The organism is Aquamicrobium lusatiense, assembly GCF_014201615.1.
GTDB classification, from domain to species: domain Bacteria; phylum Pseudomonadota; class Alphaproteobacteria; order Rhizobiales; family Rhizobiaceae; genus Mesorhizobium; species Mesorhizobium lusatiense.
On record NZ_JACHEU010000001.1, the window covers coordinates 660,592 to 673,696 of the forward strand.

Below are 13,105 nucleotides of genomic sequence, written 5' to 3' on the forward strand. Positions count from 1 at the left end.
GGCGAAAGAGCGCGTTGACTGTTCCCGGCGTTCTTGGGCTCGCTGGGACGCAGTTTGGAGGCGGGTCCCCTGTGTCGCTCCGCCTGTACTGGAGAACCGATTGTGCCCGCGCCGGCATCTAAAGCGCCGCTTCCCGCGATAAATTCTTGAAGTTCGGCAGACTGGGGCACTCAAGCGCGCGGTCCCGCCCTATTAGGCCCACGATTTCTCTGCAGCGTTCCGCGGAGACACGCATTCGCCCGTGCCGCAGCGCTAGATAGACAGCATCAGCTGCCCACTGTTCGCCAAGGCTGTGCACAACGCTAGGGTGCCGGAGAAGGTCAAAAGTCCAGCCGGGTTCGACACCATTCATCAGTCCCGCTGCGCGAGTGCGGCCCTTCCGTTCATCAACGACGGCCCGAAAGTGCCGACGCGTCGCAATCGCGATTGTCGCGGCCTCTCCGTCATCCAGAGAAGGAGAGCCGCCGGACAAAGTGGCGAACAATTCGTATTCAGCGTCCGTCATTCCGGCGACGGTCACCGTGCCGTTTGCAATGAGGCCTTGAAGAAAACTTTGGTCTCCGTTTTTCCGGCTCGTCTCGTGCTCCAGCTCCCCAGCCACGATGTCGGGTACGACGATATCATTACTGATGGCCGTCAACACCCGCTCGCCGTAGGTGCAAGCGTGCAGATTGATCAGGACGCTGGTGTCGAGGATCAGCGGTCTATGATCGTCAGCCAGGGAGCTTGAGAAGGTCATCCGTCTCGTTTTCCTCAAGCTCAATTTGGTCAATTAGTTCACGCACCTCCACGCGACGCATTTTCAGCAGCTCGGCCAACTGACCTTCCGACATGATGCCACGCTTCCAAGCGGCGTGCGCCATGAGGCTCATCCTGTGGGAGACCGACCGGTTAGCGTCGGTCTTGGCTACATCTAGACGCTCCGCGGCATCCCCAAGCACTTCCCGCGCGTGATGATCCTTTATCCCGCCCTTCGACTTGAGCCATTCCCACGTCCCCTTTCTTAGGAGCTCCAGCTCTTCCAGGCGGCGCACACACGCTTCGCGGGAAATGTTATACTGGTGCGCTAGTAAGATAACGTGCCGACGGGTGAGCATGTCGGCCCCAGCCGTCAACTGCTTGAAACTCTCCGAGAAGCTCTTCTGCGGCGTCAAGAAGGCGCGACCAAACGCATTTGCGTAGCGCTCGTCACGAGATAGGAATTGCTCATCGTCCTCCAAAACCTCCGGGACGCGTCGCGTCCCTACAAAGTGTCCGAGCTCGTGTGCGGCGGACTGGATACGTCGCCCCAGGGGATGATTGGCGTTAAGGAGGATGCAGGCCCCGACTGCGTCGTCGTAGGTGAACAAGCCAGCAACCTTCGACTTGGAGGATAGTCGTCGCTGATACAAGCGTATGCCGAGGTCGAGCTCGATGATGGAGAAGATGTCGCCGATCGGACCGGCACCAAGCCCGAGCCAGTCGCGCAGCTCTTCCGCCTGCTTCCCTGCAAGTTCGACTATATCGCCCTGGTTGATCCCTTTCTCCGGCGGGTAGTGCCGTCGCCGCTCGATGCCGAGAACGTTTTCGAGTTCCACCTCGGCCTTCACCAGATCATTCAGCAGTTCGACGGCTTCGAGTGTATGGTCATCCTCCGTCTCACGCATCTTGCGGAAACGCGGCACCAGATCGGTATGAACCGCTTCCCGACGCAGAAGGCCGTTCACCGAAATACCGTAGTGCCGAGCAAGAAGTTGCAATTCTTGAATCCGGACGCGCCGCGCACCCTTCTCGATCGACACAAGGGTCGGGCGCGACATGCCGATGACCTCTGCCGCCTCTTCTTGACGGATGCCCGCATTCTCCCGCGCGATGCGGAGACGCCGACCGATTTCCTGGGCGCTTAATTCATTAAGGTCGGCCATGACGACCTCCATCGATCCAGCTTCTCAAGAAGCTTTGTTCCCCTTGGGCCGCCAAGAAGGCGCGCCATTCCTTTGCGTGAATCAGCAACATATTCCTGAGATTCTTTAAAACGTTGTCCTGCGTTTCTCCCGTCGCGCGCGCGATCTCGAAGGAATGAACCTTCAAGTCCGCATCGGGCAAGTCCGCCATTTCGGCGAGTTGTTGGAGGTGACGAGCCCCGACACTCCCGTACTCCGCCATCGTGTGGCTCAGGCGTACTTTTTTCTCACCCGGAAACGCATCGGCAAAGGCCGGAACGGTGAGATTAGCGATGACGTAAGTGTCGCCTGGCTCATCGATCCCCGCAGCATGCATGCTCATCCGGCGAAGCAGACATGCAGCGCAAAGACCGCACTGCCGCAGCTTCCCGTCCATCTTCGCGTTCCAGCGCTGTTGCCAGCACGAGCGGGTCTCAAAGAGCTCATCGACCGCTTTGTTCGTGGCGCGCCGATAGGCCGAGATCGTCTCGCCCTTCGTATTCCACAGGCGGGGTTGGTCGTAACGGACCTCGTGCCCGAGCACGGTCTTGATGAACCGTTCCATCTTGCGGAAGTACGTCGGATGGTTCCGATAGTCGGCGTATATATTATGTAGAGGCAGAAGGACCGGCCCAAGTGCGCCTTGACCGCTTTCGGGGACCACGATCCTGCTCAATCCCGTCAAGTGTGCAGCGATCGCCGTTACGGAGGCGAACTTGAACCCGCGCGAGCGCACATTGCTTTCTCGGGAAGAGGGGACATCGACGCGGAAGGGGATTTGGTCGAACGGCTCGTCACCTTTCTTCAAGGAATGGCGGTGTTTGGTCACTCGCACACATATGGCGGCGCTTCCGCACCCGTATATCTTCGAGACGCAGCGTGAATCCAGACCGTCGCTGTAAGCGATCACGAAGCTTCTCTCGGTTCCGAAGGGAAGCGACCGCTGGCGCGCGCCCAAGGTAGCTTGGCTCTGCCAAGGAACGAAGCAGAATTGCCAATTGTCACCCGTGAGATGTCGCAGCGCAGCACGAAGGCTGTCTTGCACCTCGGCTCGTTGCCACGTAGCAATCTCGACGACAGGGACGGTGACGTCGAAATCGCGCGCCCACCGACCGATCCGCCTTGCCGTTCGTCGGTCGGCATATTCAACTGCGGCGCTGACCACCAGAAGGTCGTGGTGGATAGGCTTCCATCCCTCGTAGTCGTAAGTGTCAAGGACATCAGGATCGAAAACGATATCCTTCCCGATTTCGGCGACGGCCACCGATCCGGGTTGAACCCGCTGGTGTCTCTGGCCTGCCTCGACGACGCGAAGCGTCAGACCATAGTGTTCGGAACTGGTCACATGAGCATTCACAGGCGGACCATCCCTTCATCGACGCTGTCGCTTCTACCCAAGTTCTTCTCAAAGGCGTCCTTCCTACCAGCCAACAGAGCGTCTCGGACTTTCGCGCTCTCCACTGCGTCGAAGGCGGAAGCGATCTTATCACGCGCTCGATCTGCAGTGCTGCGGGTCATCTCGCCCGCTTCCACCGCACGGATGCACTCTTCCTGAAAACGGTTTCGAGCTTCGCCGATTTGAGTATCGATGGCGGCGGCGAGTGCTGGGGCGATCGCGTCGCCGAGGCTGGTGTCATTAGCAGTACGATACAGAAGCTCCTTCTGAAGCGAGTCGAGAAAGGGGGTCTTCTCGCAACGGTCGAAAATGGCCTCGACGGACCCAAACGGATCGAGATCCAACTGACCTGAGTCGAGATGTGCGTCGAGCTCTTGAAGCGCCTTCGCATGTTCCTTGGTGACCAGATGGCGGGCAAGTGAGTCCGAAGCTAAAGCGCTGCATTCCTCGGACGAGGCCGCATCGTTCTGCACTGCCTCGCCAAGCCGCCTCCAGCAGCTACCGAGAGCTAGGTTCTTAAACGGGCCATCGGTCATAGAAGTTCTCCATGTCAGGCCCGTGCACTATATATCTGACAAAAATTATAATTCAAGAAAAAAAGCTGACATAGATTTGAAGGCGGGGCGGTGTCATGAAAGCGGTCACGAAGCTTATTGCCGAGCCGGCTGGTAACGGGCCACCAGTTAAGCAGCCAATCCACCATTGCCGAAAAGAGCCATTTCGTCCTAAATAGCGCAATGGATCGAGGTGAGATTCGGCGATGAAAACCATGTCGGCGCGCGAAGCGAAGAACGGCTTCGGGCTGATGATCGATACCGCGCGTGCGGAACCGGTGCTAATCGAAAAGCACGGGCGCGGCGTGGTCGTGGTCATCTCGGTGGAAGAATTTGGACGCCTTTCCGCGCAACCGAGTCGCGCGGCTAAGGTGGAAATCGGGATCAAGGCGCCGTCGAAAGGCGGATAATGAAGTGTTCGTGCATCAAAAGACTTGGTCTTTTGAAAGTGTCGCCGCCACTGGCATCAGACGACGTTGAATGAGAGGTTAGGCGTGAGAACGGGGCGGTCTGGTATCAGGGATAATCGTAGCAGGGGGGCGGTCCACGAGTTCATCACTGAGCGCGCAGTTCCAGATAGCCGTCTGTCCGTCGTGTCGGCCTATTTCACTACCTTCGCATACGATCGTCTCCGCACGACGTTGGACGAAGTTGAGCAGATGCGTTTCCTTTTCGGCGAGCCGAGGTTTCTGAAAGATGCGGACAATGCTGGCCTCGTGCCGCCAGCCTTCTCATTCGACGAGTCCGGGCTGCGCCTTACTGAACAAATCCGGCAGCGGGCTGCCGCGTTGCGATGCGCCCAGTGGATCAAAGATCGCGTCGAAATACGGTCGGTCAAGCGCTCCGGCCTTCTGCATGGGAAGCTGATCCATATCGATGACGGACGCCGTCCGCACGCTGTGCTCGGCAGTTCGAACTTTACGATCAACGGACTCGGATTAGGTGATTCGCCGAACATCGAACTTAATCTGATTGTCGATAGCGACCGCGACCGCGAGGACCTGCTGACTTGGTTTGACGAGCTGTGGAGCGACACCGGCTTGACCGAGGACGTGCGAGAGGAAGTGTTGCGCGCGCTCCAAGCCAGCTACGCCCACGCCGCTCCCGAGTTCGTGTATTTCAAGACTCTGCTACATCTATTCGGCGACTTTCTAACTGACCAAGCGGCAGAAGAGGCGCTGATCCAGCAGACCGCGTTCGAGCAGACCGCGATCTGGCGTACATTATTCGATTTCCAGCGCGACGGCCTGCGCGCCGTGCTTGCAAAGATCGAAAAACATGGGGGCTGCATACTCGCGGATAGCGTCGGTTTGGGTAAAACCTTCACCGCACTAGCCGTCATCAAGTGGTTCGAGAAGCGCAACAAGAACGTGCTCGTGCTGTGCCCAAAGAAGTTGCGCGAGAACTGGACCGACTACCTTGCCACTAACAACAGCGAGATGAACCCGCTGCGCGAAGATAGGTTTGGCTACACTGTCCTGTCTCATACTGATCTTTCACGTGAGAAGGGCAAAGTCGGCGACATTGACCTCGCGCGGATCGAATGGGGGAACTACGATCTCGTCGTCATTGACGAGTCCCATAATTTCCGAAGCGCATCGCGGAATAAAACCGCAGGCGGACGGCGAAGCCGCTACGAGCGGCTTATGGACGACATCATCAAGACCGGTCTCCCGACTAAGGTTCTGCTACTCTCGGCTACGCCGGTGAATAACGATTTGAGCGACCTTAAAGCACAGCTCGACCTGATTTCCGCTGAAAGGGGAGATGGTTTCACTGATCTGGGTGTGCCCAACTTAGGTACGCTGATCGGCGGCGCACGACGACGCTTTGCCGATTGGGCGAAGAGCGGCAGTCGCGATGCTGGCGAGCTCTTGAATAACTTGCCACCTGCGCTTTTCGGCCTGCTCGACGGCGTGACCATCGCGCGCTCGCGCAAGCACGTTGAGCGCCATTACGTTGCTTCGATGGAAAAGATCGGCGGGTTTCCAAAACGAGCCGTTCCCGAATCCGTCTTCGCCAACATCGACAGCCAAGGCGGCTTTCCGGCTTTCGAAGACGTAGATGCCGCAATTGGCAAGCTCGAACTGGCGCTCTACGGCCCATTGACCTTCGTCCTTCCCGAACACCGCGCCCTCTATGACAAAGGGGGGAATTTCGACCAGGCCAATCGCGAAAAATACCTGATCGCGATGATGAAGGTCGGCTTCCTCAAGCGGCTGGAAAGCTCGGTAAGCTCTTTCCGCCTGACGATGGATCGCATGATCGCCCGCATCGACCAGCGGCTTGGCGATCTCGACAGCTTCGACGCGACGGCTGCTATCGACACGCCGGCGCCGGACGAGATCGAGCTGGATGACGAGTTAGAGGAAGCCTTCGAGGTCGGCGGCGCGCTGAAATACAACCTCGCTCACATTGATCGAGCGGCGTGGAAGGCAGCGCTGATGCGCGACCGCGATCGCATCGCTGCATTGACCGCCGAAGCGCGCAAAGTCACGCCAGATCGCGACGCCAAGTTAGCCCGGCTTAAGGACATAATTCGCGCCAAGGCGAATAAGCCGACCGCCAACCGCGACGGCGAGGCCAACCGCAAGATCATCCTGTTTACGGCCTTCACCGACACCGCCCGCTATCTCTATGAGGAATTGTTGCCCCTCGCGCGCGAGTGCGGGCTGCAAGCGGCGTTGGTGACAGGCGACGGCTGCAAAGCGACGTTCGGCCCGGCGCGGTTTCAGGACGTGCTGGTCAACTTCGCGCCACGCGCCAAACGGCGGGCCTTGATGCGCAGTGCCGAGACCAGCGGAGAAATTGACCTGCTGATTGCTACCGATTGCATCTCCGAAGGCCAGAATCTTCAAGACGCCGACCTGCTGGTGAATGTGGATATTCATTGGAACCCGGTCCGCCTCATTCAACGCTTTGGGCGAATTGACCGCATCGGCAGCCGTAACACTACGATCCGCATGGTCAATTTCTGGCCTACCGAAGACCTAAACAAATATCTTAACCTCAAAGATAGGGTGGAGTCTCGGATGGCGTTGGTTGATCTTTCGGCTACCGGCGACGACGACCTTCTAAACGCGCGCTCCGAGGCAGAAGGTGATGCGCGCTGGCGCGACGAGCAATTGCTCCGCTTGAAGGATGAGGTGTTCGACCTGGAGGAAACCGTAGGCGGCGTGACGCTGGCCGATTTCGCGCTCGACGATTTCCGTGCGGACCTGCTCGGGTTCGCACGCGCCAACGAGGAGGCGTTGCGGGCCGCTCCGCTGGGACTGCATGCGATCGTCCCCAACAACGTCGAGGGCAGTAGCATCGATCCTGGCGTGATATTTTGCCTTCGTCGCCGTCCAAGCAATCCGAATCCGGAGCAGGCCAAGATCAACCCTCTCGATCCGCACTATCTTGTCTATGTGAAGGATGACGGGTCGGTTCGCCTTAGCTTCGGTCAGCCCAAGCCGATTCTAGAAGCGTATCGCGCGCTCTGCCTGGGGAATACTGAGCCCTTCGAGACGCTCTGTAATGCCTTCGACGATGAGACGGACTACGGCGAGAAGATGGATCGTTACGATGGATTGATCCGCGCCGCCGTCGCCTCGATCGGCGCGACCTCAGCGACGCGCACCTTGGCAGCGCTGACGGGCTCGCGCGGCGCGCGGGTGCCCGACGGGGCCGCGCAGGCTCGCGCCAGCCTAGACTATGATCTCATTACCTGGCTTATCGTCAGGCCAATGGCGGGGGCAAAATGAGTCATCCCGCCGAACGTCTCGCTGCGATCCGCGATGCGGTTTCAGGGCTTGCCGACGCAGACCTCGCGGCGGCGGGTCGGAAGCTCCTTGATGTCATGGGCTATCGCAGTCCCAAATCCCTGGACGCTCCCACTGTTCCCGCGCAGTTCTTCGCCGCTCTCGGCATGGACGCGGCGCGTTTTGAGACGCACCGCTGGCACGCAGTGCATTTCCTTTTCCAGCTCACCGGCGACGAACTACCGGCCCTATCACGCGGCGGCGATCCGGCCACCGGCGAGAGCTTTCAGCGCGGTGCGATCGATTCCTTCGTCTTCCTCGCCATCGACCTCGACGACGACGGCTGGTCGCGCCGGCAGCTTGTGGCGATCGTGCGTGCTCTCAATCGCGGGTTCGCTATGCCCGCGATCGTGCTGTTCCGCCACGGCGGGCACGCGACCCTGACGGTGATCGACCGCCGCGCCCATCGGCGCGATGCCTCGCGGGACGTAGTCGGCGGGCGGATCAGCCTGATCAAGGACATAGATCTCGCCCGGCCTCACCGCGCCCATGTCGAAATCCTAGCCGACCTGTCGCTCGCCGCGCTCGCCGGGCGCAAGGCTCCGTCGGATTTCCGCGCGCTCTATGACCTGTGGCTAGAGACGCTGTCGGCCGCCGAACTCAATAAGCGCTTCTATGAGGAACTGGCCGACTGGTTCGCCTGGGCCAGCACCAGCGCGCCGCTTGCCTTCGCCAAGGGACAGGGCGCCGGCGAGGGCGCCAAGGAAATCGCGCTGATCCGGCTGCTCACGCGGCTGATGTTCGTCTGGTTCATCAAGGAAAAGGGCCTCGTTCCCGAGACGCTGTTCGATGGGCCTTCGCTGGCGAGGCTGCTGAAGGAGCCGCCCGCCGCCAAGCCTGGCGGCCATAGCTACTACCTCGCCATCCTCCAGAACCTGTTCTTCGCCACTCTCAACACCGAAATGCCCGAACGGCGCTGGCGGCAGGAAGATGGCGGGCAATCGAAGGACTATCTCGGCCACCACGTCTATCGCTACGCCGGCCTGTTCGCCGAGCCGGACAACGCGCTGGAAGCTTTTGCCAGCGTGCCTTTCCTCAACGGCGGCCTGTTCGAGTGCCTGGATACCGAGATCGCCAGCGGTGATCCGCGCGCGGGCCATGCCGAGCAGGAGCGCGGGCGGCTGATCCTGCGCATCGACGGCTTTTCCGATCAACCGGACAAGCAGCCGCGCCTGCCCAACGCCCTGTTCTTCGGTGGAGGCAAGAACGTCGATCTCTCCGGCTGGTTCGAAAAGGCCAAGGTGCCGCGCGACGTGCCCGGCCTGATCGACCTGTTCGAGCGTTACAAGTTCACTGTCGAGGAAAACACTCCGCTGGAGGAAGAGGCCGCACTCGATCCCGAACTGCTGGGCAAGGTGTTCGAGAACCTGCTCGCCTCCTACAACGAGGACACCAAGACCACCGCCCGCAACAAGTCGGGCAGTTTCTACACCCCGCGTGAGGTGGTCGATTTCATGGTGGACGAGGCGCTGGTCGCCTGGCTGCTGCCGAAACTGCCAAGCGAACTGGGATTGGAGTCCGACGGCGGAGACGAAGCCCGCCTCCGCGCGCTGCTCAGCTTCGCCAGCCGCTCGCACGATTTCAGTCCTGCGCAGGTGGATGCGCTGATCGCCGCCATCGAAAGTTGCAAGGCCATCGACCCAGCTGTGGGATCGGGCGCCTTCCCACTCGGCCTGCTGCAGAAACTGGTCCACATGCTCGATGTGCTGGATCCTGGCGGCGAGAAGTGGAAGGCCCGCAACCGGCTTTACTATGAGCGCCGGCTTGCCGAAGCCGATGCCATTCCAGCCGCCAATGAGCGCGCCGTCGAGATCGAGAAGGCCGAGAATGCGCTCACCGAATTCGACGCCAAGTTCGAAAGCGGCCATTACCCCGACTATACCCGCAAGCTGTTCCTGATCGACCGCTGCCTGCACGGCGTGGATATTCAGCCAATCGCCGTTCAGATCGCCAAGCTGCGCTGCTTCATCAGCCTGGCGGTCGAACAGAAGGAAAATCCCAACCGCGCCAATCGCGGCATCACGCCGCTGCCGAACCTCGAAGCTAAGTTTGTCGCCGCCAACACGCTGACGCCGTTGCACCGCCGCGGTCAGCAATTGGGGCTGGTGAGTGAGGACCTGCTGGCGAACAAACGCGCATTGCGCGAGGCCAATCGTGCTTTTTTTGCTGCACCCAATGGTGCTGCCAAACGCGCGGTGCAGAAGAAGATCACCGGACTGCGTAAGGAAATCGCGGCTGAAGCGATGCGCGACCATGCCTTCGCCGATAGCGATGCGAAGCTGCTCGCAGCCTGGGACCCGTTCGATCCCAATGCCTTCGCTCCCTTCTTCGATGGCGAATGGATGTTCGGGCTCGACGCCTCGGCCGACGAAGGCTGGTTCGACATCGCCTTCGCCAATCCGCCCTACATCCGGCAGGAAAAGATCGAGAGCTTCCGCGTCAACAACAAGCCGGTAATCGCCAAGTCCCAGCTCAAGGCGGATTACAAGACCTTTGCCGGCACGGCCGACATCTATGTTTACTTCTATGAGCGCGCGTTAAGGTTGCTGAAGCCAGCGGGTGCGCTGGCCTTCATTACCTCGAACAAATGGTATCGCGCCGGATACGGCAAGGGTCTGCGCGAATGGCTCAGCGCCAACGCGCACATCCTCAAGATCATCGACTTTGGCGACGCGCCGGTGTTTGAGGCGATTGCCTATCCCACCATTCTCGTCGGCACACGCAAACCGGCGTCCGGCAAGCCCGGCCCCAACGAAGTCGTCCAGTCGCTCAACTGGGCTCCGGTAGAGGGCGAGGACCCGAAGGAATCGGTCAAGCGCTTCCCCGAGCGCTTCGCCGCCGAAGCTTTCGCAATGCCCCAAGTCGAACTTTCACCCAGTGGCTGGCAACTGGAGCCACAGGCCGAGCGCGACCTGCTCGCTCGGCTGCGCACCGGCGGCTCGTCGCTCGACGAATGGAGTCAAGGGCGCTTCTATTACGGCATCAAGACGGGTCTCAACGAGGCCTTCGTCATCGATGGCGCCAAACGAGCCGAACTGATCGCCGCAGACCCGAAGAGCGCGGAGATCATCAAGCCCTTCCTGCGCGGCCGAGATGTGAAACGGTGGAAGGTGGAGCCGGCTGACAAATGGCTGGTGTTCACGCGCCAAGGCACGGACATCGACCATTATCCCGCCATCAGAAAATATCTCGAAGCATACCGGGTCCAATTAGAACCTAAACCACGCACATGGGACGAGAAGAACGGCTCATGGCGCGGGCGAAAGGCCGGCCCATACAAGTGGTATGAAATTCAAGATACGGTGGCGTATTGGGAGAATTTCGAATCACCAAAAATTATCGTCCCTGAGATTACCAACTCCAACAATTTCGCCTTTGATGGAAGCGGATTCTATTGTGTCAATAAGATGTCTATCCTTCCGACGGAGCGTTGGCCATTTCTTCTTGGAATTTTAAACAGCAACACAATACTTTGGATTGCAGAGACGACTTTTACGACCAAACAGGGTGGATTTTTCGAGTTTACCCAACAGTTCGTCCGACAGCTTCCCGTGCCGTCTTGCACCCAAGCTGAAGAAGACATGATGGGCTCTGTAGTGCGGGCCATCACCGCCGGCGCCGATCGCCTGCGCCTCGAAGCCCTGATCAACGCCTTCGTTTATGAGCTGTTCTTCGCCGACGAACTGCACGCGCGCAACCTTCGTCCCTTCGCCGCTGCCCACGAGGCGGGGCTGACGAACCTCGCGGCGCTCGAAGGCCCAACGCTCGCCCGCGCCGCCGACGACTGGTCCCGCTGCCTCGCCGATCCTGCCCACCCCCTCTACGCCATCCTCTTCGACCTGCAATCCATTGACGCGGTGAGGATCATCGAGGGCAGAACCTAGAGATGGCGGTCGGGGGTGGAGAACAAGTCGAGTTAGAGGCGGCGGCTGACGCGCCACCTCCGCAGCCGCTTCGAATTGAAAGCCTTTCGCTACGCGCCTATCGGGCGTTCAGCGCCGAGCTAGAAATCCCGATCCAAGGTCGTAACCTGATCGTCTATGGCGAGAATGGCGCAGGCAAATCTTCAATCTACAAGGCGCTCCGTGACCTGTTCGCCCGGCGTCCACGTCGCGACGCGCTCAAGAACAATACCCATGTTCACCCGCTCGACCCGTTACTGACAGCGCGTGTCACCGTCACCTTCAATGATGGCGCTCCTCCACTCGAATGGACTGAGACCAAGCACCCCGGCCTACCGACGGCAGACCCAAGGGTGGCTCTGGCGGCGCTACGCAGTTCTTTCCTCGACTATCATGCGTTGCTGGAAACCAACGCCTTCCATGGCCAGCGCCGCCCAAATCTGTTCGACCTCGCCATCGAGACCTTGCTCGCCGATTTCGCCGACGCCACATCCGGCAACGCGCTGGCCGAGCGCTGGGCCGAAACCGAACGTTCTAGGCCGCTCGTCCATCGTTCGAACACCAATTATCTGACCCAGGTCGAGGCTGCTTGTGCGGCTTTCAATGCAGGCTTGGAGGCAGCGCTCGACGCCATGTTGCCGATCATCAACGATCTGCTTACCGATCTCGGCCGACACGAGATGCGGATCGAGGCATTCGAGCGCGGGACTGTCCGCTACAACGATGCGCGGCTGAAGAAGGATCGCGGTTTCGCTGGAAAGGAACTGTATGCGAAGCTGGAGTTCCGAGGGTATTATCCACAACAGCCGCAGCATTTCCTGAACGAGGCACGGCTTTCAGCCTTGGCGCTAGCCTTCTATCTGGCTGGCCGCCTCGCCTGCGTGCCCTCGGCGCCTTCGCCCGTGCTCAAGCTGCTGGTGCTCGATGATGTGCTCGTCGGCCTCGACTATGGCAACCGCCGACCGCTGCTGGCTGTGCTGGAGAAGCATTTCCCGGACTGGCAAATCATTCTGCTGACCCACGACCGACATTGGTTCGAGGTCGTGCGCGCCGCCATCCCGACCGATCGTTGGACGTGCCACGAAATGTACGAGATGGTCGCGTTGACGGGCGAGGCGACGCCGTATCTGCGCCCGGTGCCGTCGGACATCGTGAAAGCCACGCTCAAGCAAGCTCGCGATTTCATCGGTCAAAAACATCTGCCCGCTGCCGCCAATTACGCACGGTCGGCCTGTGAACTGCTGCTTCGCAAGCAATGCGAGGACAAGAAAGTCTCGTTTCATTACAAGCCTGATCCCAAGAAAATCACCTTCGAACAGCTCAAAATCGGGCTTGAGGCCAAACTGGCCGGAGATCAGCCGAAACTCGACGCCCTAGCGGCGATCACGCCGCACCAGGCTCGTATCCTCAACCCGCTGTCGCATGACCCCACGACATCTCTCAATGAAGCCGAGGTGGTGGCGGCAATCGACGCTGTGGAAGCTCTGATGACGGCGCTGCGAACCCCATGATCGCGAAGATGATCAGT

8 protein-coding genes are annotated in these 13,105 nt (G+C 59.8%); 4 read left to right on the forward strand and 4 right to left on the reverse strand.

Annotated elements, in window-relative coordinates; genetic code table 11:
* Window positions 1–118: 118 nt before the first annotated feature.
* From HNR59_RS03325 to HNR59_RS03340, 4 genes are read right to left on the reverse strand one after another with little or no spacing between them, the layout of a single operon-like run.
* Window positions 119–739 (reverse strand): PIN domain-containing protein, encoded by a 621-nt coding sequence (locus tag HNR59_RS03325; protein ID WP_183825926.1) that lies wholly within the window; start codon window positions 737–739, stop codon window positions 119–121.
* The gene (locus HNR59_RS03330; protein WP_183825929.1) at window positions 714–1,904 is read right to left on the reverse strand and encodes a helix-turn-helix domain-containing protein; all 1,191 of its coding nucleotides are present in this window, start codon (window positions 1,902–1,904) and stop codon (window positions 714–716) included. The genes HNR59_RS03325 and HNR59_RS03330 overlap by 26 nt, the downstream gene beginning before the upstream one ends.
* Window positions 1,891–3,267, reverse strand: a complete 1,377-nt coding sequence (locus HNR59_RS20955) for a 7-cyano-7-deazaguanine synthase (protein WP_183825932.1) — start codon at window positions 3,265–3,267, stop codon at window positions 1,891–1,893. Before HNR59_RS20955 ends, HNR59_RS03330 begins: the two co-directional genes overlap by 14 nt.
* 8 nt (window positions 3,268–3,275) lie before the next feature.
* Window positions 3,276–3,854, reverse strand: coding sequence for a hypothetical protein (locus HNR59_RS03340; RefSeq protein ID WP_183825936.1), 579 nt, complete (start codon window positions 3,852–3,854; stop codon window positions 3,276–3,278).
* 224 nt (window positions 3,855–4,078) lie between these two features.
* Here HNR59_RS03340 and HNR59_RS03345 point away from each other — a divergent pair, with 224 nt between their 5' ends.
* From HNR59_RS03345 to HNR59_RS03360, 4 genes are all read left to right on the forward strand, one after another.
* The gene (locus HNR59_RS03345; RefSeq protein ID WP_183825939.1) at window positions 4,079–4,282 is read left to right on the forward strand and encodes a type II toxin-antitoxin system Phd/YefM family antitoxin; all 204 of its coding nucleotides are present in this window, start codon (window positions 4,079–4,081) and stop codon (window positions 4,280–4,282) included.
* Window positions 4,283–4,531: 249 nt separating this feature from the next.
* A complete protein-coding gene (locus HNR59_RS03350; protein ID WP_246374475.1) occupies window positions 4,532–7,618 on the forward strand; it encodes a helicase-related protein in 3,087 nt (1,028 codons plus the stop codon).
* A complete protein-coding gene (locus HNR59_RS03355; RefSeq protein WP_183825944.1) occupies window positions 7,615–11,559 on the forward strand; it encodes an Eco57I restriction-modification methylase domain-containing protein in 3,945 nt (1,314 codons plus the stop codon). Before HNR59_RS03350 ends, HNR59_RS03355 begins: the two co-directional genes overlap by 4 nt.
* Before the next feature lie 2 nt (window positions 11,560–11,561).
* Window positions 11,562–13,088, forward strand: a complete 1,527-nt coding sequence (locus tag HNR59_RS03360) for an AAA family ATPase (protein ID WP_183825947.1) — start codon at window positions 11,562–11,564, stop codon at window positions 13,086–13,088.
* The last annotated feature ends 17 nt before the right edge of the window (window positions 13,089–13,105 follow it).

Coding starts and splice junctions, on each gene's coding strand:
- HNR59_RS03345 (WP_183825939.1), top strand. CDS start 4,079: ATGAAAACCATGTCGGCGCGCGAAGCGAAGAACGGCTTCGGGCTGATG.
- HNR59_RS03325 (WP_183825926.1), bottom strand. CDS start 739: ATGACCTTCTCAAGCTCCCTGGCTGACGATCATAGACCGCTGATCCTC.
- HNR59_RS03330 (WP_183825929.1), bottom strand. CDS start 1,904: ATGGCCGACCTTAATGAATTAAGCGCCCAGGAAATCGGTCGGCGTCTC.
- HNR59_RS03350 (WP_246374475.1), top strand. CDS start 4,532: ATGCGTTTCCTTTTCGGCGAGCCGAGGTTTCTGAAAGATGCGGACAAT.
- HNR59_RS03355 (WP_183825944.1), top strand. CDS start 7,615: ATGAGTCATCCCGCCGAACGTCTCGCTGCGATCCGCGATGCGGTTTCA.
- HNR59_RS03340 (WP_183825936.1), bottom strand. CDS start 3,854: ATGACCGATGGCCCGTTTAAGAACCTAGCTCTCGGTAGCTGCTGGAGG.
- HNR59_RS03360 (WP_183825947.1), top strand. CDS start 11,562: ATGGCGGTCGGGGGTGGAGAACAAGTCGAGTTAGAGGCGGCGGCTGAC.